Genomic DNA, 24,845 nt, shown 5'->3' with positions numbered 1-24,845 from the left:
GCTCGGAGTCAGGGTGCCGTCGGAATCCCGCTTCGGTTCGGCTTAATCCCTAACTTTCGCGCGCCCGGTCGCCGCGAGATACAGCGCCTCGAGATCGCGGGTGAATCGCGCCGTGTCGAAGAGTGGCGATGTTTCGCGCGCCTGTACGATCTTGCTCCGGACGGCCGCGAGCCGCTCCCTGCTGCCGCTCAGGGCGAGGGCCTGCGCACGATAATCCGCCAGGCTTGCCGTGATCAGTTCCGGCACGCCCAGCGTCGCGAGCAGGCTCGCAGCCACCCGTCCGGCAAAACCTTCGCCCATGCACGTCAGAACGGGAAGGCCGGCCCACAGGGCGTCGCACGAGGTCGAATGCGCGCCGAACGGCACGGTATCGAGGAAAAGATCGGCCAGGCGATGACGCGCCAGATGCAGTCCGTTGCTCTCGACGCGGCGCGCGAAGACGAGCCGCTCGGCCGCGATACCGTGCGCTGCCGCGGCCGCTCTCAGGTTTGCCGTTGCAGCCGCATTGGCCGATGCGAGCCAGAGCACGCTGTCCGGCCGTTCGCGCAGCAGGTCCATCCAGACCGCGAACACGTCCGGCAGGATCTTGTAGCTGTTGCTGAAGGCGCAGAAGACGAAGCCTTCGGCGGGAAGCCCTTCATCGGCCCGGCTTGGCGTCTCCGGCGCGATCGTTCGCGCCGAATCGGTCGCCATGAAGCAATGCGGCAGGTCGAGAACGGTTTCGGCGTAACACGCGCGTTGCGCTTCGGGCAGCACCGTCCGGTCCGCCAGGACGTAGTCGATATAGGGTGCGCCGCTGCTGCCGGCGTAGCCGAGATAGAGGATCTGCACCGGCGCCGGCCGGTGCGCGAGGATTCCCGGCCGCGCCAGTTGCGTCGGCCCCATTAGATCGACGGCGACGTCGATCTCGTGCTCCCGCAGCAGGGCGGCGATCTCGACATCGCTTTTTGCGCGCACGTCGAGAAACCGGTCGAAGGCGCTTTCGAGCCGCCGCCGCATCGGCGACGCGCCCGCAGGTCCGAACGAATAGGCGCTGATCTCGAAGTTTGCGCGGTCGTGTCTTTCGAACACGCCGGCCATCAGCAGAGCTACGGGGTGATCGCGAAAATCGGCCGAGAGATAGGCAATGCGGAGGCGCGCATGATCGTATGCCTCACCGTGCCACAGCGCCGGACGGTTTGGAAATTCCCGCGCGATGAAGAGCTTCGCACATTGCGCCTGCAACGATGAGGTCCCGGACATCGCCAGGAAGGCGAAGGGGCGGGCGGCGGTGCGTCCCTGTCCGACGTTGGCCGCGACGTGGTCCAGTTCACGCGCCAGGTCGCTCCAGTCGCAGATGGCGAGCTTGGCGTAGAGCCGGTCGCCCTCAGCGTAGGGCAGATCGGGCGCGATGCGCCAGGCGGCGTCGAAGGCGGCGAAGGCCTCCGCCGGCTTCTTAAGCGCCGCGAGAATGTTGCCCCGGTTGTAATGGAAGTCGGCGTTGGACGGCTGCGCCTTCAAGGCCGCGTCGATGTCCTCGAGCGCCATGTCGTCGCGCTTCAGGCGATGCAGGCAATTTGCCCGGCTGGCGAGATATTCCGCGTTGCCGGCTTGCTCACGGACGGCCGCGTCATAGGCCGCCAGCGCGTCGTCCAGCCGGTTGAGCTCCTGCAGGGCGTTGCCGCGGTTGCACAGCGCAGGCGCAAAGCGCGGCGCGATCCGCAGCGCCGCGTCAAAGCAGGCGAGCGCCTCGGCCGCTTGCTTGCGCAACATCAGGATGGCGCCGCGATTGACGTGGACCTCCGGCATCGACGGGTTGACGGCCATCGCGTCGCCGAAGGCGGCGAAGGCATCGTCGTAGCGCTGCTGGGCCAGGAGGACATTGCCGTGCTGGAGGAGAGCGCGCAGGTCGCGAGGCTGAACCCGCAAGGCGTCCCGCGTCAGCCGCTCGGCGGCCGCATAGTCCGCTTGCTGCGCCTTCACGGCGCCGAGCAGCAGCAACGCCGGGAAATGTCGGCGGTCCAGCCGGAGGATCTGTTCGTACAGCTCCGATGCCTCGTTAAGCCGCGCGCTTTGATGGGCCGCGAGGGCCGACTGGAAAGTCCGCTCCAGACGCGACTGGCCTTTTCCCTGCTGCGACACGACACCCTCACGCTGACGCCCGCCGTACCACAGGGCGGGCGTCACTTGTCTAGCATATCGATGGATCGGCCAAGGCCTTGCGACGGCGCGCGCGGGCGTGGCCTTTTTGCTGCCGTGGTGGCGGTCAGCCCGCCGCGACTGCGAACTGCGCCGCGCGGGGACGCGCTTCACAGCCGGCAACGAAGGTGGCGATGCGCGCGATCACCTCCGGCTCCGCCAGCAGTGGCGCATGGCCTTGGTCCGCGACCTCGAGCCGTTCCATCCCGGCATGACGCTGCGCCATGGCGTCGACGGTCTCGGCCGCCAGCAAATCGGAATGCTCGCCCCTGATCGTCATCAGCGGCACGTGCCTAAGCGCTTCGAACTCCTTCCACAACGGCGGCATCGGCTTCTCGAAATCGACGCCTTCCATTGTCTTCGCCAGGGCTGGATCGTAAGTGGTCACAAGCCGCCCGTTCGCCTCCTTGAAGGTGCGATGCGCGGCGTTGAGCCAGTCCTCACCGGTGAGCTTGGGAAACTGCGCGTCGAACAGGCGGCGCAGGATCTCGGCGCCTTCGCCGAAGGAGCGCGGCTCGGGCAGCTTGCCGACATAGCCCTTGATGCGCATGAGCCCCTTCGGCTCCAGCACCGGGCCGATGTCGTTGAGCACCGCGCCCGCGAGCGCGGTCGGGCGCAGCGCGGCCAACAGCATGGTGAGGATGCCGCCGCGCGAGGTGCCGACGAATACCGCGGGCAGCGCGTCGAGCGCCGTGAGCACCGCCTGCAGGTCGGCGAGCTCGACGTGGAAATTATACTTGGCCGGATCGCGGTCATAGTCGGACAGTCCGCGGCCGCGATAGTCAAGCGCGATCACACACCGCGCTTCACCGGGCGCGGCCAGCGCCGCCGCCAGCGTCTCGAAATCAGCGGCGGTGCGCGCCAGCCCCGGCAGGCAGACGACCGTGCGCCCGGCGCTGCGCGGGCCGTAGCAGCGCGCGTGCAGCTTCAGGCCGTCCGGCGCGGAAATGAAGATCGAGCGGCCGGCCGGATCTGCGAGCATGCGCCTAGTTCGCCGCGCCGCGCTTGAGGTCCGCCTCGATCACCAGCCGATTGTTGCCCTTGAAGCGGGCGCGATAGACCTGCAGGTTCTCCATGATGCGCTCGACATAATTGCGCGTCTCCGAGATCGGGATGCGCTCCACCCAGTCGACCGGATCGATGCCCGGGTCGCGCGGATCGCCGAAGGCCGCGATCCACTGGCGCACGCGGCCGCGGCCGGCGTTGTAGCCGGCGAAGGTGAGGATGTAGGAGCCGTTGTAGCCGGTCAGCAGGTTCGACAGCTCGGCTGCGCCCATCTGCATGTTGTAGGCAGCGTCGCTGAGCAGGCGAGCGCGGTTGTAGGCCGCCTTGAACTTGCGCGCGGTGTCCTGCGCCGCCTCTGGCGTCACCTGCATCAGTCCCATGGCGTGCGCCGACGAGACGACCTTCTGGTTGAAGTGGCTTTCCTGACGCGCGATCGAATAGGCCACCGCCGCTTCGATCGGCGGCGCGATCGGCCGGTAAGGCGGCAGCCCGACCACCGGGTAGGCGTAATATTCGAGCGGCAGGCCGCGGCCGTAGGCGCCGCTGCCGAGCAGCACCATCGCCCGCCCGTCATTGTGCTTGGCGGCGAGGTCGCCGAGCATCGCCATGCCGGCGACGTCGTGCGCGCTTTCGCCGAGCTCGGCATACATCGACGCGATCATGTCGCGCTCGTCCAGCGCGTAGAGCAGCTCGGCGGCGCGCACCACCTCGAGATTGCCGAGCAACTCGCGCTCGTGCGCCGTGAACACCGGCGGTCCGTGCAGGCCGAGATCGGGCAGGCCGGCGCGGGCGCGCGCGAGCTGGCCGTAATAGGTGGCGCAGTATTGCGCCGCCTTCTCGTACCAGGCCTTGGCCTGGACGCGGTCGCCGAGCGCGTCGGCGGCGCGTCCGAGCCAGTAGCCGCCGCGCGCCAGCGCGTGCGGATTGTGCGTGCCATCGAGGATGCGGGAAAAGTGCGCCATCGCGGTGCGCGGGTCGTGCAGGAAACGCAGCGCGATCCAGCCTGCGGTGAAGTGCTGGTCGACACGGTAGTTGCCCTGCGTCGGCGTCGCCGCGTCGCGGGCAAGCCGATACGCGGTCTGCGCGTCGTGATCGTCGAGCAGCTTGCGGATGACGATGCGCCGCTCGATCCACCACTGGTTCGTGTCGACCAACGCTTCCGGATCGCGCGAGGCGGAGAGGATCAGGCGGCTCGCGTCCTCAGGCTTGTTTTCGCGGCGGAGCCACTGGATGCGCGCGAACATGTAGCCGGGCTCGCCGCGCGCCGACACCGGCACGGCATCGAGCAGGGCCTTGGCATTGTGCGCGTGCTTGAGCACCGCGGCGCGGGCGCGCGCGATCTGAAGCTCGACGCCGCCGAGCCGCTCGGCGGCGCGCAATCCCGCCTCTGTGTCGTTGACATAGAAGCGGCGCTCCATGCGCGCCTTGGTGTCGGCGGGCGTGATCATATCGCCGAACATGTCGAGCACGCGGCGCTCGACCTCGGCGCTGCAGTCCTCGTTGCGCCAGGCGTAGCGCACCAGCGCTGCCGCGCCGGCGCGGTCGCCGGCGGCAAGCAGCGCGCGCGCCAGCACGTAGCGGCCCTTTGCCGTCGTCGGCGGATGCGCGGCGAAGAAGGCGCGAACGGTCGCGCTGTCGGCGTTGTCGTCCCACAGCGCGTTCTCGGCGCGGCGGCGGAACAGCGCGACATGCGGCCAGCTCGGATTGGCGGAGATGAAGGCGGCGTAGCGAGCGAAGTTCGCGTTCGTGGCGTCCGAGCGCAGAATGATCCATTCCGCGAGCTTGCGCGCGACCGGGTCGGAGAGATTGCGTTCCGCCGCGTCGGCCTCGGCGGCATGGCCGGCACGGATCGCCTGGATCAGGTGCTTGAGCGTGGCCACGTCGGACGCCGGCGTGTCGCGGGTCTGCGCCACCGCCCAAATGCCAGAGGTCGGCCGCAGGAGCGGCGTTGCCAGTGTATGGCCGGGAATAGCGGCGGTGCTGCGCGGCGGCGGGGGTGCAAGGGAGACCGGGGCGGCGGCGACCTTCTCGGCTTGGCGTTGGGGCGCGGTCTCGACGATCCGCGGGCGCCTAAGCGGCAGCGGAATGCTCTGGACCCGGGCGGGGCGGGGGGCGGCTGCAACCGTCTTGATCGCCGGGCGCGGGCGGGGCAATGGAACCAGACCGCGGGCGAGAGCCGGGCCGGCGTACAGGGACCCAGCCGCCAGAACCGCGATCGTCAGGCCCCACGGCCTTCGCTCAGTACCACCCATGAAAACGTTGCCCGAGTTCCCGACCGGCCGACTCAGCAGGCTACTGGACTGCTTGTTTATTAGGCCAAACGCGCGCGGGAAGCGAGTGCCCGCCGGCGCGCTATATCGCTGCATTGCGCGCGAAAGAGGCGGATTCGGGGCCTAGGCAAACGTCAAGTTGTGAGGCCTTTCATCGGCCACGCCTAGCGGATATCTATGGACGGTTCGTTTCGGGAGACACGTGTCATGACCGCCAAGACCCGCTTTCGCGGCTCTTTCACTGCCCTCGTCACCCCGTTCAAGAACGGGTCGGTGGATGAAAAAGCTTTCCGCGATCTGGTCGAGTGGCAGATTGCCGAGGGCACGCACGGGCTGGTGCCGGTGGGCACCACCGGCGAGAGCCCGACATTGTCGCACGACGAGCACAAGCAGGTTGTCGAATGGTGCGTCAGCCAGGCCAAGGGCCGCGTGCCGGTGATCGCCGGCGCCGGCTCGAACTCGACCGCCGAGGCTGTCGACTTCTCGAAGCATGCCGAGAAGGCGGGTGCCGACGCGGCGCTGATCGTCACGCCCTATTACAACAAGCCGACGCAGGAAGGGCTGTACCAGCACTACAAGGCGATCAACGACGCCATCGGCATCCCGATCATCATCTACAACATCCCCGCGCGTTCGATCGTCGACATGTCGGTCGACACGATGAAGCGGCTCTACGAGTTGAAGAACATCGCCGGCGTGAAGGACGCGACCGCGAACATGACGCGCGTGACGCAGCAGCGCGCGGCGATTGGCGACGACTTCAACCAGATGTCGGGCGAGGACATCACCGCGCTCGGCTTCATGGCGCATGGCGGCCACGGCTGCATCTCTGTGACGTCGAACGTGGCGCCGCGGCTGTGCGCCGAATTCCAGAACGCCTGCCTGAAGGGCGACTTCGCCACCGCGCTCACGCTGCAGGACAAGCTCGCGCCGCTGCACGTCAACCTGTTCGTCGAGACCAGCCCGGCGCCGATCAAGTATGCCCTGTCGCTGATCGGCAAGTGCGCCAATACGGTGCGGCTGCCGATGGTGCCGGCGACCGAGAAGGCGCAAGGGCTGGTGCGCGAGGCCATGGTGCACGCCGGGCTGCTGAACTAGGCTGGCCGGGGCAGGGGAGAGTCGGTGCTCGACGACTTCAAGAAGTTTGCGCTGCGCGGCAACGTGGTCGATCTCGCCATTGGCGTGATCATCGGCGCGGCCTTCGGGGCCATCGTCAGTTCGCTGGTGGCCGACATCATTATGCCGATCGTGGGCGCGGTCACCGGCGGCGTCGACTTCTCCAACTACTTCCTCCCGCTCTCCGCGAAGGTCACGGCCACCACGCTGGCGGAGGCAAAAAAGCAAGGTGCTGTATTGGCTTGGGGTAATTTTATTACCCTCGTCATTAACTTCATCATCATCGCCTGGGTGCTCTTCATGATCATCCGCGGCATGGGCAAGCTGATCCGGAAGGAAGAGGCCAAGCCGGCGCCGCCGACCAAGCAGGAAGAGTTGCTGACGGAAATCCGCGATTTGCTCAAAGCGCGCCCGCCCATTAGCTAAGGCGCCATGGCCAAATCACCCGCGCGACGGCTCAAGGTCGTCGCTGAAAACCGCCGGGCGCGGTTCAACTACGAAATCGGCGACACCTACGAGGCCGGCATTGCCCTGACCGGCAGCGAGGTCAAATCGTTGCGCTCGGGCAAGGCGACCATCGCGGAGTCCTACGCGGACTCCAAAGGCGGCGAGCTGTGGCTGGTCAACGCCAACATCCCCGAATACCTGCAGGCCGGTCCCTTCAACAACCACCCGCCGAAGCGGCCGCGCCGGCTGCTCCTGCACCAGCGCGAGATCGACCGCCTTGCGACGGGGGTCGAGCGCGAGGGCATGACCATCGTGCCGCTCAAGCTCTACTTCAACGAGAAGGGGCGGGCGAAAGTCGAACTGGCGCTGGCGCGCGGCAAGAAGCTGCACGACAAACGCGAGACCCTGAAGAAGCGCTCGTGGGACCGCGAGAAGAGCCGGCTGCTGCGCGCAAAGGGCTAAGATCCGACCCATCATTTCCGGCCGCGCGCGGTATCAAAATATTGAATTTCCCCGTGCGCCGGCGGTCGCCTATGGCTCGCGCCGGCGCGACATCAGGAGGCGACCATGCCCCGCCGCATCGGAATGCTGATCTTCCCGCGCTTGACCCAGCTCGACATGACCGGGCCCTACGAGGTGCTGGCGCGTCTGCCCGACACAAAGGTCGAGCTCGTCGCTAGGACGCTCGAGCCGGTCACGACCGACCGCGGCATGCAGATCGTCCCGACCGTCACCTATGAGACGTGCCCGCCGCTCGACATCGTCATGGTGCCGGGCGGTCCGGGGCAGCAGGATCTGATGGAGGACGAAGCCGCGCTCGCCTTCCTGCGCAACCAGGCGGCGCAGGCGAAATACGTGACCTCGGTCTGCACCGGCTCGCTGGTGCTCGGCGCCGCCGGCCTGCTCAAGGGCAAACGCGCGACCTGCCACTGGGCGGCGATTGAGCATCTGGCGCCGCTCGGCGCCATTCCCACGAAAGAGCGCGTGGTCGTCGACGGCAATGTCGTCACCGGCGCCGGTGTCGCCTCCGGCATCGACTTCGCGCTCGCGCTCGCCGCCATCCTCGACGGCGAACAGGTGGCGCGCGAAATCCAGCTGCAGATCGAGTACGATCCCGACCCGCCCTTCGACGGCGGCTCGCCGAAAACGGCGCGGCCGGAGACGGTAGCGGCGCTCACGGCGCGGCTTGCGGCTTTGAGCGAAGAGCGGCGCGTCGTGGCCGCGCGTGTTGGCAGGAAGCTCGGAGTATAAGCGATGGTCTTACCGACCAGCCTCGATCACTGCGTCATTCACGTCACCGACTGGGAGCGCTCGAACAAGTTCTACGTCGAGGTGATGGGCGCCGAGCTGATCACCCGCCCGTCCGGCTTCGCTTACCGTTTCGGCGATCGTCAGCTCAACGTGCACGGCCCGGGCGTGCACCCGGCCGAAGTGGCGCGGCTGCCGGTGCAGCCCGGCAACAGCGACCTCTGCTTCGAATGGCACGGGCCGATCGAGGGCGCGATCGCGCATCTGAAGAAGCACAACGTCAACATCCACTGCGGACCGATCCAGCGCTTCGGCGCCAAGGGGACGGGAACGAGCGTCTATTTTCGCGATCCGGACGGCTCGCTGATGGAATTCATGTCCTACGGAGAGCGGAAATGAGCGAAGCGCCGGGCATGCACAATCCCAACGTCCTGCCGGCGGGCATTCCGGCGCCGCAGGACGACGGCGGTGCGCGCCATCTCAAGGGCATGCGGCTGCCCGACCTTGCGCTTGCGGCAACCGACGGCGCGCGCGTGAACCTGTCGAAGCTCAAGGGCCGCACCGTGCTTTACATCTACCCGCGCACGGGGCGGCCGGGCGTCGACCTGCCGGCGGGCTGGGACGCGATCCCCGGCGCGCGCGGCTGCACGCCGCAGTCCTGCTCCTTCCGCGACCACGCTACCGACCTGACCCGGCTCGGCGTCGCGCATCTCTACGGGCTGTCGACGCAGGACACGGCCTACCAGCAGGAGGCGGCGACGCGGCTGCACCTGCCGTTCGCGCTGCTCTCCGACGAGCACTTGCAATTAACCACGGCGCTCAAGCTGCCGACCTTCGTCACCTCCGGCATGACGCTGCTGAAGCGCATGGCGATGGTGATCGACGACGGCGTCATCACTTACGTGTTCTACCCGGTGTTTCCGCCGGACAAGAGCGCGGAGGAGGTGGTGCAGTGGTTGAAAGAGACCGGCACGCGGGCGTAACCGCAAAGAGCATGGAACCACGATTCTAATTCTATCGATTTCATAGGCTGCTGTTAGCGTCACTTCTCAACCGGCTCTTTAAGCCTGGACCATATTGTCCCGGGCATGAGCGAATTGATCTCACTCTCCGAATGGCGGACTTCGACCCGTCGTCGGGGCGGCGTGCCGGCCCGGATCGAGCGAGAGCACCAGGCCTCGTTGCGCTGCACGATGCTCGATGTCTCGCGACAGGGCGCGTGCGTTTCGGCGCCAGCCATCGCGCTTCCCAATATCTTCGTGCTGAGGGTCGCCGATGGGACGCGGCACATCTGCGATGTGCAATGGCGAAAGGGCTACACGGTTGGCGTCAGCTTCGTCTACATCGACCAGTTGCTCGCGCGGACCGCGACGGCCAGCGCGAAACTGAAGCGAAGCTGCGCGCGAGCGTTAGGAAATAGGGGCTGGATCGCCGAGGAGATCGCCTAGGTATCGCAAAATCCTATTCTTCATCGGGTTTGACGTCGTTTTCACCCTTGTCGGCCGGTGCGGCGGCCGGTTGCTCGGCCTCTTCCGCCAATCGCATATAAGCGAAGGCGAGGCTTTCGAGTTCGGCTCGAATGAACGGATCGCTCGTCTGGTTCGCGATGGCGCAGAGCTTGAGGGCTTTTTGGCGATACGACTCGGCGGACGGCGGGCCGCTGGCGGGCCGTTTGCTGTCGGGCATGTTCGACGCTCCGAGGTCATGCGTTGCGACGCTCTCGGAGCAGACGAATAGATTAAAGTCTGCAATGGACGGTTCCCGCTGCAGGCGCAACCGGAGTCGCTGAGGAAAGGACTTCTTTACGAGAAGGAAACGCAGGTGCGGGCTGCTCGACACCAAGTCGCTCACGGTCGAGCGGGAGCTCTCGCGCGGTCTAGGCGACGTTGAGGAATCTCCGCACCTCTTTGAACACGGCGCGGAACATCTCCGGCGTCAGCACGCCTGTATTCGTGTTGTAGCGCGAACAGTGATAGCTGGAGAACAGCGTGACATGACCAACCGGGCTGCGGCCGCCGTGCTTGAACGGTGACGCGGACTTCTTCGCCGCAAAGGCGCTCAGGACGCTGTTGTGCGCGATCTGACCGAGCGCGACGATGGCGCGGAGGTTCTTCATCTCCGCGACAGTCGCCTTGAGATAGTCGCGGCAGGTGTTGATTTCGACGGGCAAGGGCTTGTTTTCCGGCGGCACGCAGCGCACGGCATTGGTGATGCGGCAATCGACGAGTTCGAGGCCGTCGTCGGGATGCGCCTTGTATTCACCCTTGGTGAAGCCGTATTTGCCGAGCGTCTCGTAGAGCAGCACGCCGGCATAGTCGCCGGTGAAGGGCCGGCCGGTGCGGTTGGCGCCCTGCAGCCCCGGCGCCAGTCCGACGATCAGCACGCGCGCGTCAACCGGTCCGAACGAGGGCACCGGCGCGTTGAACCATTCGGGCTCCTTCTTCCGCCAGTCCCTGCGGAAGGCGGCGAGGCGCGGGCAGCGCGGACAGTCGCGTCCGGGCTTGCCGGAGGGGGCGGGCATGATCGACCGCCGGACTACTCGAACGATTCCTCGTCGTCGTCATCCGCCGGCGCGGCGGCGGGGGTGCGTTGCGGCGCGGCCGGGCGCTGCAGGAACTGCGGCGTGTGACCGGGCTCACGGTCCTCGCGCGGACCGCGTGGCTCGCGCGGCGGCCGCTCGGACGGATCGCGGCCGATCTTCGACTGCAGCGTCATGATGTCGAGGAAGATGTCAGCCTGGCGGCGCAATTCGTCGGCGACCATCGGCGGCTGCGTCGAGATGGTGGAGACGACGGTCACGCGCACGCCCTTGCGCTGCACGGCTTCGACCAGCGAGCGGAAGTCGCCGTCGCCGGAGAACAGCACCATGTGGTCGATGGTGTGGGCGATCTCCATGGCATCGACGGCGAGCTCGATGTCCATGTTGCCCTTGACCTTGCGGCGGCCGGTCTGGTCGACGAATTCCTTGGTCGCCTTGGTGACGACCGAGTAGCCGTTGTAGTCGAGCCAGTCGATGAGCGGGCGGATCGAGGAATACTCCTGATCCTCGATCACCGCGGTGTAATAGAAGGCCCGCAGCAGATAGCCGCGCGACTGGAATTCCCGCAGCAGCTTCTTGTAATCGATGTCGAAACCGAGCGATTTGGCCGTGGCATAGAGATTGGCGCCGTCAATGAAGAGGGCAATTTTTTCACCCGGAACGGTCATGGTCTTTGTCTCTCAAAACTGCAGCGGGAGGCGGCGGACCGGACGCGCGCGGTCGACTGGCCGGATGGCGAGGTGTGTCCCCGTCGGCGGTCGTCGGGCGGTCTGGAACGGTTAATCGGCACCTTCGAAGTCAATCGACGTTGGTATCCGTGCAATAAACGCCGCTCCCGGCGAAACCCGTCGCGGTGCTCGCGTATGACGGTTCCGTAACAGAGGGTTGCGGCCAAACCAAGACAAAAAAGCTTGATATTTCGGGTGGCAGGGGATAGCTACCGCCTGTCTCCAGGACATCAGTTCCAGCGCAGGGAGTGACGAGCCGATGGCGCGTGTCACCGTAGAAGATTGCATCGACAAGGTTGAGAACCGCTTCGACCTCGTGCTTCTGGCCAGCCACCGGGCGCGCATGATCTCGTCCGGTTCTCAGATCACCGTCGATCGCGATAACGACAAAAACCCCGTCGTGTCGCTGCGCGAGATCGCCGAGACCACCGTGTCGCCGGGCGACCTCAAGGAAGACCTCATCCATTCCCTGCAGAAATACGTGGAAGTCGACGAGCCCGAGCCCGAGGTGCCGCTGATCGGGGCGGGCGCCGGTGCCGGCGTCGACTCCGACGACACCGAGGTCACTGCCGACCGCATGACCGAGGAAGAACTGCTCAAGGGCCTCGAAGGCCTGGCGCCTCCGGAAGAGGTCCCCGAGGACGACGGCGAGTAAGCTTCCATTGGCATAAATTTCGTATAACGGCCCGGCCAAAAGCCGGGCCGTCGTCTTTTTGTCAACCATTTGGCAAAGGCTTGCGGCTGCACGGTTTTGCCGTGATATCTAGGGAAAGGCCGGCCGCACGGCGATTTCGACCCGGAACCGCGGCCGGAAGGCACGTTAAATGATGCGTCCGCGCAGCGATCTCCCGCGCATGCAGAAGCAGGCGCCCGTCCGGGCGCCGCTGGCGGCCGCGGCCGTGCTGCCGCAGGTGGCCGAGAGGCAGCCCGAGGTCCGCCGGGCGCCGATGATGCGGCAGGTCGACCTGGTCGACCGGGTGCGCGCCTACAACCCGAAGACCAACGAGGCGCTGCTCAACCGCGCCTACGTCTACGCCATGAAGGCGCACGGCGATCAGCGTCGCGCCTCCGGCGACCCGTACTTCTCGCATCCGATCGAGGTCGCGGCGATCCTGACCGACCTCAAGCTCGACGACGCTACCATCGCCGCCGCGCTGCTGCACGACACCATCGAGGACACTGCGGCGACCCGCGCCGAGATCGACCAGTTGTTCGGGCCCGACATCGGCCGGCTGGTCGAAGGCTTGACGAAGCTCAAGAAGCTCGACCTCGTCACCAAGGAGGCGAAGCAGGCCGAGAACCTGCGCAAGCTTTTGCTCGCCATCGCCGACGACGTGCGCGTGCTGCTGATCAAGCTCGCCGACCGCCTGCACAACATGCGCACGCTGCACTGGATGCCGGAGGCCTCGCGCCGGCGCGCCGCGGAAGAGACGCTCGAGATCTATGCGCCGCTCGCCGGCCGCATGGGCATGCACGAGATGCGCGAGGAGCTCGACGATCTGGCCTTCCGCGAGCTCTACCCGGAAGCTTACGAGGTCGTCTCCTCGCGGCTCAACGGGCTGGAGGAGCGTAGCCGGTTTCTGATCGGTGAGATCGAAAGCCAGCTCACCAAGAAGCTTGCCGAGCGCGGCATCAAGGCGCTGGTCAAGGGGCGGCGCAAGCGCGCCTATTCGATCTGGCGCAAGATGGAGCGCAAGTCGATCGGCTTTGAGCAGCTCTCAGACATCTTCGGTTTCCGCGTCATCGTGAAGACGCTCGCCGACTGCTACCAGGCGCTCGGCATCGTGCATTCGAGCTGGCCGATGGTGCCGGGCCGCTTCAAGGACTACATCTCGACGCCGAAGGCGAACGACTACCGCTCGATCCACACCACGGTGATCGGCCCCGGCAAGCAGCGCGTCGAATTGCAGATCCGCACCGAGGAGATGCACGAGATCGCCGAATACGGCATCGCGGCGCATGCTCTGTACAAGGACGGCGCCGGCTCGCCGACCGAGCTGCTGTCGCGCGAGTCGACCGCCTATGCCTGGCTCAGGCGCACCATCGAGCTGCTGGCCGAAGGCTCGAACCCGGAGGAATTCCTCGAGCACACCAAGCTCGAACTGTTCCACGACCAGGTGTTCTGCTTCTCGCCCAAGGGCAAGCTCATCGCGCTGCCGCGCAAGGCGACGCCGATCGACTTCGCCTATGCCGTGCATACCGACGTCGGCAATACCGCCGTCGGCGCCAAGGTCAACGGCAAGATCGCGCCGCTCACCAGCGAATTGATGAACGGCGACGAGGTCGAGATCATCGTTTCCAAGGCGCAGGCAGCGCCGCCGGCGGCGTGGGAATCGATCGTGCGTACCGGCAAGGCGCGCGCCTCGATCCGCCGCGCCACGCGCGTCGCGGTGCGCGCGCAGTACACCGGGCTCGGCCGCCGCATCGTCGAGCGCCTGTTCCAGCGCGCCAAGATCGCCTATTCCGACGAGAAGCTGGTCGGCGCGCTGCCGCGGCTGGCGCGTTCGTCCATCGAAGAAGTGATGGCCGCCGTCGGACGCAGCGAACTGAAAGCTTCCGACGTCGCCCGCGCGATGTACCCCGACTACAAGGAAGAGCGCGCCGCAGCGCTGGCGCTCAAGCCGAAGAAGGTCGAGAGTGGGTGGTTCGGCCTGCGCAGGCTCAAATCGGTCAAGGCCAAGGTGCCGGAGGCGTCGGAGGCGGCGCTGCCGATCCGCGGCATCAACACCGACCTGCCGGTGCGCTTCGCGCCGAACGGCGGCGCCGTGCCGGGCGACCGCATCGTCGGTATCCTCACGCCGGGCGAGGGCATCACCATCTATCCGATCCAGTCGCCGGCCCTGAGCGAGTTCGAGGATCATCCCGAGCGCTGGATCGACCTGCGCTGGGACGAGGACGAAGAGACGCCACGCCGCTTCCCCGTGTGCATCTCTGTGCAGTCGGTGAACGAGCCGGGCTCGCTGGCGCAGATCGCGCAGGTGATCGCCGAGCACGACGGCAATATCGACAACATCCACATGGCGCGCCGCGCGCCGGACTTCACCGACGTGACCATCGATCTCGAGGTCTACGACCTCAAGCATCTGACCGCCATCCTTGCGCAGCTCAGGGCGAAGCCGATGGTGGCCAAGGCGGAGCGGGTGAATGGCTAGGAAGCTCCGCCTCGGCGTCAACGTCGACCACGTCGCCACCATCCGCAACGCGCGCGGCGGCCGGCATCCCGATCCGGTGCGCGCGGCCAAGCTCGCCATCGCCGCAGGCGCCGACGGCATCACCGCGCACCTGCGCGAGGACCGCCGCCATATCCGCGACGACGACATGGCGCGGCTGAAGGCGGAGATCGACAAGCCGCTCAATTTCGAGATGGCGGCGACCAACGACATGGTGGCAGCCGCGCTGGCCATCCGTCCGCACGCCGTCTGTATCGTGCCGGAGAAGCGCACCGAGCGCACGACCGAAGGCGGTCTCGACGCCGTCAAGCACCAGGCGCAACTGGCGCCCGCCGTGCACGACCTCAAGCACGCCGGCATCCGCGTGTCGTTGTTCATCGCGCCGCATCCGGCGCAGATCGAGGCGGCGGTGGCGCTCGGCGCGCCGGTGATCGAACTGCACACCGGCGCCTGGTGCGATGCGCTGTCCGAGCGCCGCACCACGGAGGCTGCGGCCGAATGGGAAATGCTGCGCGTCGGCGCGCTGCTGGCGCAGGGCCTTGGTCTCGAAGTGCACGCCGGGCACGGCCTCGATTACGCCAGCGCCGAGACGATCGCCGCGCTGCCGCAGATCATGGAATTGAATATCGGCCATTTCCTCATCGGCGAGGCGGTGTTCGAGGGCCTCGACGCCACCATCAAGATGATGCGCGCGGCGATGGACCGCGGCCGCGCCAAGGTCAAAGCATGATCATCGGGCTGGGCTCCGACCTCTGCGATGCCCGCCGCATCGAGAAGGTGCTCGCTCGCCATGGCGCGCGCTTCCTCGACCGCATCTATACGCCGGCCGAGCGCACCAAGGCGGAGCGGCGCGCCAACCGCATCGAGACCTACGCCAAACGGTTTGCCGCCAAGGAGGCCTGCGCCAAGGCGCTCGGCACCGGCTTCCGCAAGGGCGTGTTCTGGCGCGACATGGGCGTGGTCAACCTGCCGTCCGGCCGGCCGACCATGAAACTGACCGGCGGGGCGCTCGAGCGGCTCAAGGCCATCACCCCGGCCGGCCATGAGGCGGTCATCGACGTATCGCTGACCGACGAGGGGTCGCTGGCGCAGGCCATCGTCATCATCCAAGCGGTACCGCTCGGCTCCGCCGCGGGCTGACGCTCAGAATCCCAATGGTTGCAGATGCTTAAGCCGCGGAAGCGGCGATCTTCGTTGCGCCTGTCGGGGTCAGCCGCTACAAGTGCGGCGGGGTGCGGGGCAGGGACAAAAGGCCAATGAGCGTGACATCGGGGACCAAGCGCAAGGAAGGCGGGCTCGGCGAGACCGCTCGCGTCGTATTTCATGCCCTGATCATCGCGCTGGTGATCCGTACCTTCCTGTTCCAGCCGTTCAACATCCCGTCCGGTTCGATGAAGGCGACGCTGCTGGTCGGCGACTACCTCTTCGTCTCCAAGTACAGCTACGGCTACTCCAAATACTCGCTGCCTTTGTCGCCGCCGCTGTTCTCGGGGCGCATCCCCGGCGGCCTGCTGCCGCAGCGCGGCGACGTCGTCGTGTTCCGCCTGCCGAAGGATCCCTCGGTCGATTATATCAAGCGCGTGATCGGTCTGCCGGGCGACAAGATCCAGGTCATCGACGGCCAGGTCTATATCAACGGCACCGCGGTCAAGCGCGAGCCGGCCCCGCCGTTCATCGAGACCGAAGAGGGCACGCGCGAGGCGCCGGTCAAGCGCTGGAAGGAGACGCTGCCGGACGGCAAGAGCTTCTACACGCTCGACCTCGTCGACAACGGCTTCGCTGACAACACGCAGGTCTATACCGTGCCGCCCGGCGATTACTTCATGATGGGCGACAACCGCGACAACTCGACCGACAGCCGCTTCAGCCAGGTCGGCTTCGTGCCGCTGCAGAACATTGTCGGCAAAGCGCAGCTTATCTTCTTCTCCGTCTATGACGGCGAACGCGCGTGGGAATTCTGGCGCTGGCCATGGTCCGTGCGCTGGAGCCGGCTGTTCACGATCGTGCGATGAGCCGCAGCAAGGTCAAGGACAGGGGCGCTCTGGAAGAGCGCATCGGCCATCACTTCGCCGACAAGGACCTGCTCGAGCGGGCGCTGACGCACATCTCGGCGGCCTCGGGCGGCGCGCGCGTCAACAGCTATCAGCGGCTGGAATTTCTCGGCGACCACGTGCTCGGCCTCGTCATTTCCGACATGCTGTTCCGCGCCTTTGCCAAGGCGAACGAGGGCGAACTGTCGCGGCGGCTCGCCGATCTCGTGCGCAAGGAGACCTGTGCCGAGGTGGCCAAGGCGATCGACATCGGCCCGCAGCTCAAGCTCGGCAGCTCGGAATCGCAGGCCGGCGGCCGCCTGCGCGCGACCATCCTCGCCGATGCCTGCGAGGCGCTGGTCGGCGCGGTCTATCTCGACGGCGGCTATCCGGCGGCGGAGGGCTTCGTCGAGCGCTTCTGGAAGGAGCGGATGCTGAAGCCGCTGCGGCCGCTGCGCGACCCGAAGACCATGCTCCAGGAATGGGCGCAGGCGCGCGGCCTGCCGACGCCGACCTATCGCGAGCTGGCGCGCACCGGCCCGCATCACAATCCGAAATTCCGCATCGCCGTGGAATTGCCCGATCATGCGCCGGCGGAAGGGCTCGGCGCCTCCAAGCGCGCGGCGGAGCAGGCCGCCGCCGCCGCGATGCTCAGCAGCGTCGGCGTCGCCGCGGATAAGCTCGATGTCTGAAACGCTGCCGCCCACCGAGAACACCCGCTGCGGCTTCGTCGCGCTCATCGGCGCGCCGAACGCCGGCAAATCGACGCTCATCAACGCGCTGGTCGGCTCGAAGGTGACCATCGTCTCGCACAAGGTGCAGACGACGCGCGCGCTCATCCGCGGCATCACCGTTGCCGGCCAATCGCAGCTCATCTTCGTCGACACGCCGGGCATCTTCGCGCCCAAGCGGCGCCTCGACCGCGCCATGGTGACGACGGCGTGGAGCGGCGCGCATGACGCCGATCTCGTCGGGGTGTTGATCGATGCGCGCAAGGGTCTCGACGAGGAGAACGAGGCGATCCTCGAACGCTTGTCCGAGGTCAAGCCGCCGGCGATCCTGATCCTCAACAAGGTCGACGTCGTCGCCAAGGAGGCGCTGCTGACCTTGACCAAGGCGGCGAACGAGAAGGCGCGCTTCGAGACGACCTTCATGATCTCGGCGCTGACCGGCGACGGCGTCGCGGACTTGAAGCGCTGGTTGGCGGAGCGCGTGCCGCCGGGCCCGTGGCTCTATCCGCCCGACCAGATGTCGGACGCGCCCATGCGCCAGCTTGCCGCCGAGATCACGCGCGAGAAGCTGTTCGAGCGCCTGCACCAGGAACTGCCGTATCACGCGACGGTCGAGACCGAGCAGTGGAAGGACTTGCGCGGCAATGCCGTGCGCATCGAGCAGACGATCTATGTCGAGCGCGAAAGCCAGCGCAAGATCGTGCTCGGCAAGGGCGGCGCCACCATCAAGGCGATCGGGGAAAGCTCGCGCCGCGAGATCGAAAAGATCACCGAGGGCAAGGTGCACCTGTTCCTGTTCGTGAAGGTGCGCGAGGGTTGGGGCGACGATCCCGAGCGCTACCGCGCCATGGGCCTGGAGTTTCCGAAGGAGTAGGAATACTCGGCGCGCCAACGCGCTCGTTTCACCTCCCCCTGGAGGGGGGAGGTCGACGTGCGAAGCGCGTCGGGAGGGGGTGATCTCGCTGTTTCACCCCACCCCGATCGGCCTTCGGCCGATCGACCCTCCCCCTCGAGGGGAGGGTAAGGAGTTGAGATGCAATGGACCGATGAAGGCATCGTGCTGGGCGTCAAAAGGCACGGGGAGGCGAGCGCCATTCTCGACCTGATGACGCGCGCGCACGGCCGTCATCTCGGCATGGTGCGTGGCGGTTTCGGCTCGCGGCTCAAGCCTATCCTGCAGCCTGGCAACACCTTGAGCGCCACCTGGCGGGCGCGCCTCGACGACCATCTCGGCAATTACACCGTCGAGCCGGTGAACCTGCGCGCCTCGAACTTCTTCGCCGCGCCGCATGCGATCTACGGCCTCACGCATCTTTCGACACTGATGCGGCTTTTGCCTGAGCGCGATCCGCACGAGAGCCTGTATGCGCTCTACGATTTCATGCTCGACCATCTCGCCGAGGCGCAGGTCATCGCGCCGATGGTCGTGCGCTTTGAATTGCAATTGTTGGCCGAGCTCGGCTTCGGCCTGGACCTGACCGAATGCGTCGCGACTGGCGCGACCGACGACCTTGTCTATGTGTCGCCGAAGTCCGGCCGCGCCGTATCGCGCGGCGCGGGTGCGCCTTACGCCGAGCGCATGCTCAATCTGCCGGCCTTCTTGCGCGACGCCGCGACGCCCGCGGCTGGCCGGGACGTCGCCGACGGTTTTGCACTCACCGGTTTCTTCCTCGATCGCTACGTGCTCGAGCCGCGCGGTCTGATGCTCGGCGACGAGCGCACGCATTTTATCGCCGCGCTCGCCCGCGCGCTGCCCAACGTCGCCTGATGTTCGTCATTCCGGGCGCTGCCGACGCGGCGCTTCGAATGATAGGACGTGAAAGCAAAACGGCCCGGCGCGAGGGCCGGGCCGTCTGATTGCGATGACCGGCCGCTGTTACCAGCGGTGACGGCACACGCGCTCGGTGCGGCACACGCGGCGGCCGTATGGCCCGCGGTGGCACACCGTGATGCGGCGACAGCGGTACGCCACGTCCTGGATGATCGAGGCATTCGGCGCAGCCGTCGCCCCGCTGGCGAGGCCGGTCGACAGCGGCGCAGCCGAGGCGCCGGTCGCGGCAGCCAGACCCATACCCAACGCAAACACAGCCGACAGCACGATCTTACGCATGTTATTCTTTCCTCCGATGTGTCGTAGAGCCCGTACCCGGACACCAGCCCGGCGCCCCCCGACGTGAACTGCCGTTAGGCTCAGCAGCGACCGGCCCACGGCGAAGCCGGTCGCAAACTGTCAAACGAGGCTAGCCTGCGACTACCAGCGGCGCCAGTGACGCCGATAGTAATGCGGCCCCCAGTACCGGCGCGGGCCGGTCCAGTAGCAGGCCCGGCGCCAGCCGCAGCCATAAGGTCCGCAGCGCCAGACACGGCGGCAGACATAAGCGACGTCCTGGGCGAGGGAATTGCCGGTTACGGCGGTAGCCAGCCCGGTGGACGCCGCCGGCATGGCCTCGGCACTTTGCGGCATCAGAGCCGCGCCGGCGAGGATTGTAAGGGTGGCCGCGGCGGCCAGAACGGTGCGATGCATATCGACCTCCATCTCAAAAAGGCCAAACGTTGAAGCCCATATCAACGCCATCGGGCCTGCGAGGTTCACAATCATACAGACGGTTTTCGAAGGTTCGATGGCCGCCGCGTTCATCGCTTGTTCATGCGGGCCGCAGGGATTAGCACTCCATCATGGCAACTAAAGTGATTCCCCCCGAAAAGGGCGAGGTCGAGGACGTCGGTCTGCGCGAGGCGCTCGAGGAGCGCTATCTCGCTTACGCGCTCTCGACCATCATGAACCGCGCGCTGCCCGACGCGCGCGACGGCTTGAAGCCGGTGCACCGCCGCATCCTGCATGTGATGCGCGGCTTGCGCCTCGATCCCGGCGCCGCCTTCAAGAAGTCCGCCAAGGTGGTCGGCGACGTGATGGGCAATTTCCATCCACACGGCGATCAGGCGATCTACGACGCCATGGTGCGCCTGGCGCAGGACTTTGCGCAGCGCTATCCGCTGGTCGACGGGCAGGGCAACTTCGGCAACATCGACGGCGATAATGCCGCGGCAATGCGCTACACGGAATCGCGCCTCACCGAGGTGTCGCGCCTCCTGCTCGACGGCCTCGACGAGGACGCCGTCGACTTCCGCCCGAGCTACGACGGTTCGAACGAGGAGCCGGTGGTGCTGCCGGCCGCGTTCCCGAACCTGCTCGCCAATGGCTCGCAGGGCATCGCCGTCGGCATGGCCACCTCGATCCCGCCGCACAACGCCGCCGAACTCTGCGACGCAGCGCTGCATCTGATCGAGACGCCGGCCGCGCGCAGCCGCACGCTTTTGAAATACGTGAAAGGTCCGGACTTCCCGACCGGCGGCATCGTCGTCGATTCCGCCGAGGCGTTGGCCGAGGCCTACACCACCGGCCGCGGTTCGTTCCGCGTGCGCGCCAAGTGGACGACGGAGGAGGGCGGCCGCGGCACCTATGTCGTGGTCATCACCGAGATTCCGTGGCTGGTGCAGAAGTCGCGGCTGATCGAGAAGATCGCCGAGCTTTTGAACGACAAGAAGCTGCCGCTGGTCGCCGACGTGCGCGATGAATCCGCCGAGGACGTCCGCATCGTCATCGAGCCGCGGGCCCGAACGGTCGATGCCGGGCTGATGATGGAATCGCTGTTCAAGCTCACCGAGCTCGAGAACCGCATTCCGCTCAACATGAACGTGCTGGTGAAGGGCCGCATCCCGAAGGTGCTCGGTCTCGCCGAAGTCTTGCGCGAATGGCTCGACCACCGCCGCGACGTGCTGGTGCGCCGCTCGAAATTTCGGCTGTCGCAGATCGAGCACCGCCTCGAAGTGCTCGGCGGCTATCTCGTCGCCTATCTCAACCTCGACAAGGTCATTAAGATCATCCGCACCGAGGACGAGCCCAAGCCCGTCCTGATGAAGACTTTCAAGCTCACCGAGGTGCAAGCCGACGCCATCCTCAACATGCGCCTGCGCAATCTGCGCAAGCTCGAGGAGATGGAGATCCGCTCCGAGGACAAGGCGCTGCGCGAGGAGCACAAGAAGCTCAAGACGCTCGTCGGCTCGGAAGCGCAGCAGTGGGCGACGATCGCCGGGCAGATCAGGGAGACCAAGGCCAAGTTCGGCCCGAAGACCGAGCTCGGCCGCCGCCGCACCGATTTCGCCGAGGCGCCGGCGCACGACGAAGCCGCGATCGAGGAGGCGATGGTCGTGCGCGAGCCGATCACCGTTGTCGTCTCGGAGAAGGGCTGGGTGCGCGCGCTGCGCGGCCACGTCAGCGATCTCTCCGGCGTCGCCTTCAAGCAGGACGACGCGCTCAGATTCGCGTTCCCGACCGAGACCACGGCGAAGATTTTGATCTTCGGGTCGAACGGCCGCTTCTACACCATCGACGCTGCGAAGCTGCCCGGCGGCCGCGGCCACGGCGAGCCGCTGCGTCTGTTCATCGATCTCGAGCAGGACGCCGACGTCGTCGCGGCGATGGCCTATGACGGCAGCCGCAAGTTCCTCGTGGCGAGCTATCAAGGCAACGGCTTCATCGTGCCGGAAGCGGAAGTGCTCGGCACCACGCGCAAGGGCAAGCAGGTCTTGAACCTGAAGGCGCCGGACCGCGCCGCCGCCATGACAGTCGTCACCGGCGAGCAGGTCGCGACCGTCGGCGAGAACCGCAAACTCCTGGTTTTCCCCCTCGATCAGGTGCCGGAGATGACCAAGGGCCGCGGCGTACGGCTGCAGCGCTATCTCGACAAGGGCCTGTCCGATGTCGCCACCTTCGAGGTGGAGAAGGGGCTGACCTGGATCGACACCGCCGGCCGCACCTTCACGCTGTCGCTGAAGGAGTTGAAGGACTGGCGCGGCGACCGCGCCGCCGCCGGCCGCATCCGCCCCGACCGCTTCCTCACCAACAACAAGTTCGGCGCTTTGCCGGCGGGGAAGGGCGAGTAGTCCCCGTCATGGCCGGGACAAGCCCGGGCATGACGGGCGAAGTGTGCCGCCTGGCCTCGTTGAGAGAGCTTACGTCGCCACGAACAGCAGCGACTTCTCCGAGTTCGCCGCCAACGCCGCGGCGGTGTCGCCGAAGAACAATTTGTCGCCCGGGCGGCGGCCGACGCCGAGCACGAGCAGATTGTTGCGGCGGCGGCCCATCTCCTTGACGATCGCCTGGTCGGCGGCGATGTCGGCGCGCACCGCGGTTTTGATCTGCACGCCGTAGCTCTCCGCCAGCGCGGCGATGTCCTTGAGGATCGCCTCCTCGTACTGGCGGGAGCGGCGCGTCTTCTGCCCGCGCGCGGCGACGTAGAGCGCGGTCAGCGGGCCGCGCGTGGCGCGCGCAATGGCGATCGCGATTTCCGCGCCGCGGCGCGATTGATCGGTGCCGTTGACCGGCACCAGGATGCTCAGGCGACTGTGCATCGGGTCGTCGAGCTGGCCGTCGCGCGCGACCACGACCGCCATCGGCCCCGGAAAACCGGCGGCGAGATTGGCCATGTCGTCGTGGAATGCGTGTTCGCCGTCGAGCGTCTTGTCGAGGCCGACCACCATCAGATCGTGGCCTTTCTCGGCCTCGGCGGCGACGGCCTCCGCCTTCGGCTTCTGCTCGACCATCGTCGTGATGTCGATCCTGGTCTCGGACTTTTCCTCGTCGCGTTTGGAGTCGTCGCTGCGCCCGGCGACGATCTGCACCGTCTCGCCGATCTCCTTGGCCTTCTCCTTCGCCTGTTCGACGGCGCTCTTGCTCGGCCGCTTCTTGCCGTGGATGTGCATTACGGTCGTCGGCATGCTGTTGGCGCCGGCAATAATGCCGCCGATGCGCGTGGCGAACTTGCCGTTGGCGCTGTCGTCGATGGCCAGCAGCAGGCGCTCGAGCTTGGGGACGAAGCCCTTTTCCTCCATCTCCTCGCGCTCGAGCCTTTGCTTCTCGTCCTTGCGCATCGGGATGCGCGCCAGTGCCCAGCGCAGGGTGGGAGGCATCGCCATCGTGGTGATGACCGCCATGGTGACGATCATCGTGAAAAGAGTCGGCGACAGCGCGTTCATCGACAGGCCGACAGTGGCGATGATGACTTCCGTCGACCCGCGGGCGTTCATGCCGCAGGCCAGTGCAACGCCCTCGCGGCGGGTGAGGCCGCCGAGTTCGGCACCGATGAAGGCGCCGCCGAACTTGCCGAGGCTGGCGATGGCGATCAGCCCGACCGTGTAGAGCGCGATCGTCGGGTTGCCGAGCACGGTGACGTCCGCGTTCTGCCCGGCAAGGCCGAAATAGATCGGCGTGAAGAAGGCGAGAACCAGCCCGCGCAACTGTTCCTCGATATGTTTGCTGAGGATCGGCGATTCTCCGATCAGCACGCCCGCCACGAACGCACCAAGCACGGTGTGGACGCCGATCGCATAGGTGATCAGCGACATGCAGGCCATGATCGACAGAATCGCAGTCACCACGGCGAAATCGCTTTTGAAATTATCGTTGACCCAACGGATGGCGAAGAACACCGCGCGGCGGCCGAGGGTCAGGCTGACGGCGAGAAACACCAGCGTGCCGATGATGCTTTCGGCGAGGGCCATCGGTTCGACCGTGCCGGCGGCGGCAAGCGAGAAAATGATGGACACGATGATCCAGCCGATCGAGTCGTCGATCACCGCGGAGGCGAGGATCACCTGGCCGACGGTGCGGCGCGTGAAGTTCATCTCGCGCACGATCATCGCGACGAAGTTGACGGAGGCGATCGACAGCGCGGTGCCGAGAAAGAGCGCGGTGACCAGGCGTTTGCCGGGGTCGGACAACAAGGAATCCGGCAGCGCGAGGCCGAGGCCGACGCCGCAACAGAACGGAACAATGATCCCCATGAGCGAGGCGAACACCGAGGCGCGGCCGGTCTGCCGCACCAGCTTGAGGTCGGTGTCCATGCCGGTGATCAGCAGCAGGAACAGGACGCCGACCTGCGCGATGCCGTCGATCATCGCCTTCTGATCCGCGGACTTCGGAAACACGAGATCGTGCATGCCGGGGAAGAGATAGCCGAGTAGCGACGGTCCGAGCAGCAGCCCGCCGATGAGCTGGCCCATCACCGCCGGCTGTTTGAAGCGCAGCATGAGTTCGCCGAGCAGGCGGCCGACCAGCATGAGCAGTAGCAATTCGGACAGGAAGACAACCACCGATGGCCCCTTGCTCTCCCCGGGCACGGCGGCCAGCGCCGGGCCAGCGCCGGCGGCGAGCAGAACCAATCCGGCAAGAACGGTCGGCAAATACCGGCAGCAAAGGCGCTTTCGGCGAGCGTCGGTCGGGCAGGCGGCGAGCACAGTGGAACCCCCAGCGCTAAGGGTGGACCAATGCGGCGCCTGTCCGAATGTTCCGGAACTAATTGCAATTGCGAATTATTCGCAATA

25 protein-coding genes are annotated in these 24,845 nt (G+C 66.5%); 16 read left to right on the top strand and 9 right to left on the bottom strand.

Features of this window, described 5'->3' with window-relative positions:
* Positions 1-42: 42 nt before the first annotated feature.
* From VGV41_RS08110 to VGV41_RS08100, 3 genes are all read right to left on the bottom strand, one after another.
* Complete coding sequence (locus VGV41_RS08110) at positions 43-2,121, bottom strand: tetratricopeptide repeat protein (protein ID WP_326863302.1); 2,079 nt, start codon at positions 2,119-2,121, stop codon at positions 43-45.
* Positions 2,122-2,245: 124 nt separating this feature from the next.
* Positions 2,246-3,160 carry an alpha/beta hydrolase gene (locus tag VGV41_RS08105; protein WP_326863301.1) on the bottom strand — a complete coding sequence of 305 codons (915 nt, stop codon included), beginning with the start codon at positions 3,158-3,160 and terminating at the stop codon, positions 2,246-2,248.
* Between the two features lie 4 nt (positions 3,161-3,164).
* On the bottom strand, positions 3,165-5,096 hold the full coding sequence (locus VGV41_RS08100; RefSeq protein WP_326863300.1) for a lytic transglycosylase domain-containing protein: 1,932 nt from the start codon (positions 5,094-5,096) through the stop codon (positions 3,165-3,167).
* 564 nt (positions 5,097-5,660) lie between these two features.
* Here VGV41_RS08100 and dapA point away from each other — a divergent pair.
* The 7 genes from dapA (at position 5,661) to VGV41_RS08065 (ending at position 9,712) form a co-directional block, all read left to right on the top strand.
* On the top strand, positions 5,661-6,551 hold the full coding sequence (gene dapA / locus VGV41_RS08095) for a 4-hydroxy-tetrahydrodipicolinate synthase (RefSeq protein WP_326863299.1): 891 nt from the start codon (positions 5,661-5,663) through the stop codon (positions 6,549-6,551).
* A gap of 24 nt (positions 6,552-6,575) precedes the next feature.
* Positions 6,576-6,995: a large conductance mechanosensitive channel protein MscL gene (mscL, locus tag VGV41_RS08090; RefSeq protein ID WP_326863298.1), complete on the top strand. Its 420-nt coding sequence runs from the start codon at positions 6,576-6,578 to the stop codon at positions 6,993-6,995.
* Between the two features lie 6 nt (positions 6,996-7,001).
* On the top strand, positions 7,002-7,478 hold the full coding sequence (smpB, locus tag VGV41_RS08085; RefSeq protein WP_326863297.1) for an SsrA-binding protein SmpB: 477 nt from the start codon (positions 7,002-7,004) through the stop codon (positions 7,476-7,478).
* 105 nt (positions 7,479-7,583) lie between these two features.
* Entirely contained in the window at positions 7,584-8,267 is a 684-nt protein-coding gene (locus VGV41_RS08080) for a DJ-1/PfpI family protein (RefSeq protein ID WP_326863296.1), read from the top strand.
* Between the two features lie 3 nt (positions 8,268-8,270).
* Positions 8,271-8,663 (top strand): VOC family protein, encoded by a 393-nt coding sequence (locus tag VGV41_RS08075; protein ID WP_326863295.1) that lies wholly within the window; start codon positions 8,271-8,273, stop codon positions 8,661-8,663.
* Positions 8,660-9,247, top strand: a complete 588-nt coding sequence (locus VGV41_RS08070) for a peroxiredoxin (RefSeq protein WP_326863294.1) — start codon at positions 8,660-8,662, stop codon at positions 9,245-9,247. The genes VGV41_RS08075 and VGV41_RS08070 overlap by 4 nt, the downstream gene beginning before the upstream one ends.
* Positions 9,248-9,352: 105 nt before the next feature.
* Positions 9,353-9,712 (top strand): hypothetical protein, encoded by a 360-nt coding sequence (locus tag VGV41_RS08065; protein WP_326863293.1) that lies wholly within the window; start codon positions 9,353-9,355, stop codon positions 9,710-9,712.
* A 13-nt stretch (positions 9,713-9,725) separates the two neighbouring features.
* On the opposite strand, the gene VGV41_RS08060 is transcribed toward VGV41_RS08065, so the two are convergent.
* The 3 genes from VGV41_RS08060 to VGV41_RS08050 form a co-directional block, all read right to left on the bottom strand.
* Positions 9,726-9,950, bottom strand: a complete 225-nt coding sequence (locus VGV41_RS08060) for a hypothetical protein (protein ID WP_326863292.1) — start codon at positions 9,948-9,950, stop codon at positions 9,726-9,728.
* Positions 9,951-10,140: 190 nt separating this feature from the next.
* Positions 10,141-10,785: a uracil-DNA glycosylase gene (locus VGV41_RS08055; protein ID WP_326863291.1), complete on the bottom strand. Its 645-nt coding sequence runs from the start codon at positions 10,783-10,785 to the stop codon at positions 10,141-10,143.
* 14 nt (positions 10,786-10,799) lie between these two features.
* Positions 10,800-11,471 (bottom strand): NYN domain-containing protein, encoded by a 672-nt coding sequence (locus VGV41_RS08050; protein WP_326863290.1) that lies wholly within the window; start codon positions 11,469-11,471, stop codon positions 10,800-10,802.
* A 319-nt stretch (positions 11,472-11,790) separates the two neighbouring features.
* Between VGV41_RS08050 and rpoZ the strand changes: the two genes are divergently transcribed.
* The 8 genes from rpoZ (at position 11,791) to recO (ending at position 19,230) form a co-directional block, all read left to right on the top strand.
* Positions 11,791-12,186 (top strand): DNA-directed RNA polymerase subunit omega, encoded by a 396-nt coding sequence (rpoZ, locus tag VGV41_RS08045; RefSeq protein WP_326863289.1) that lies wholly within the window; start codon positions 11,791-11,793, stop codon positions 12,184-12,186.
* 292 nt (positions 12,187-12,478) lie between these two features.
* The gene (locus tag VGV41_RS08040; RefSeq protein WP_414705075.1) at positions 12,479-14,683 is read left to right on the top strand and encodes a RelA/SpoT family protein; all 2,205 of its coding nucleotides are present in this window, start codon (positions 12,479-12,481) and stop codon (positions 14,681-14,683) included.
* Entirely contained in the window at positions 14,676-15,431 is a 756-nt protein-coding gene (locus VGV41_RS08035) for a pyridoxine 5'-phosphate synthase (RefSeq protein ID WP_326863287.1), read from the top strand. Before VGV41_RS08040 ends, VGV41_RS08035 begins: the two co-directional genes overlap by 8 nt.
* A complete protein-coding gene (acpS, locus tag VGV41_RS08030; protein ID WP_326863286.1) occupies positions 15,428-15,841 on the top strand; it encodes a holo-ACP synthase in 414 nt (137 codons plus the stop codon). Before VGV41_RS08035 ends, acpS begins: the two co-directional genes overlap by 4 nt.
* A 116-nt stretch (positions 15,842-15,957) precedes the next feature.
* Positions 15,958-16,713 (top strand): signal peptidase I, encoded by a 756-nt coding sequence (lepB, locus tag VGV41_RS08025; RefSeq protein ID WP_326863285.1) that lies wholly within the window; start codon positions 15,958-15,960, stop codon positions 16,711-16,713.
* Positions 16,671-17,423 (top strand): ribonuclease III, encoded by a 753-nt coding sequence (gene rnc, locus VGV41_RS08020; protein WP_414705074.1) that lies wholly within the window; start codon positions 16,671-16,673, stop codon positions 17,421-17,423. The genes lepB and rnc overlap by 43 nt, the downstream gene beginning before the upstream one ends.
* Positions 17,416-18,336 carry a GTPase Era gene (era, locus tag VGV41_RS08015; protein ID WP_326863284.1) on the top strand — a complete coding sequence of 307 codons (921 nt, stop codon included), beginning with the start codon at positions 17,416-17,418 and terminating at the stop codon, positions 18,334-18,336. Before rnc ends, era begins: the two co-directional genes overlap by 8 nt.
* A 159-nt stretch (positions 18,337-18,495) precedes the next feature.
* Positions 18,496-19,230, top strand: coding sequence for a DNA repair protein RecO (gene recO / locus VGV41_RS08010; RefSeq protein ID WP_326863283.1), 735 nt, complete (start codon positions 18,496-18,498; stop codon positions 19,228-19,230).
* A gap of 108 nt (positions 19,231-19,338) precedes the next feature.
* Here recO and VGV41_RS08005 read toward each other — a convergent pair whose 3' ends face one another.
* Together VGV41_RS08005 and VGV41_RS08000 are read right to left on the bottom strand one after the other, a co-directional pair.
* Positions 19,339-19,572 (bottom strand): hypothetical protein, encoded by a 234-nt coding sequence (locus tag VGV41_RS08005; RefSeq protein WP_326863281.1) that lies wholly within the window; start codon positions 19,570-19,572, stop codon positions 19,339-19,341.
* Between the two features lie 141 nt (positions 19,573-19,713).
* The gene (locus VGV41_RS08000; RefSeq protein WP_326863279.1) at positions 19,714-20,100 is read right to left on the bottom strand and encodes a hypothetical protein; all 387 of its coding nucleotides are present in this window, start codon (positions 20,098-20,100) and stop codon (positions 19,714-19,716) included.
* Positions 20,101-20,138: 38 nt separating this feature from the next.
* Here VGV41_RS08000 and parC point away from each other — a divergent pair, with 38 nt between their 5' ends.
* Positions 20,139-22,406 carry a DNA topoisomerase IV subunit A gene (gene parC / locus VGV41_RS07995; protein WP_326863277.1) on the top strand — a complete coding sequence of 756 codons (2,268 nt, stop codon included), beginning with the start codon at positions 20,139-20,141 and terminating at the stop codon, positions 22,404-22,406.
* Between the two features lie 69 nt (positions 22,407-22,475).
* On the opposite strand, the gene VGV41_RS07990 is transcribed toward parC, so the two are convergent.
* The gene (locus VGV41_RS07990) at positions 22,476-24,704 is read right to left on the bottom strand and encodes a cation:proton antiporter (protein ID WP_326863275.1); all 2,229 of its coding nucleotides are present in this window, start codon (positions 24,702-24,704) and stop codon (positions 22,476-22,478) included.
* Positions 24,705-24,845 lie beyond the last annotated feature (141 nt).

It is taken from the genome of Pseudolabrys sp. (assembly GCF_035943735.1).
Classification (GTDB): domain Bacteria; phylum Pseudomonadota; class Alphaproteobacteria; order Rhizobiales; family Xanthobacteraceae; genus Pseudolabrys.
The sequence above is the reverse complement of the archived record's forward strand: the minus strand, read 5'-3'. Positions and strand labels throughout refer to the sequence as shown.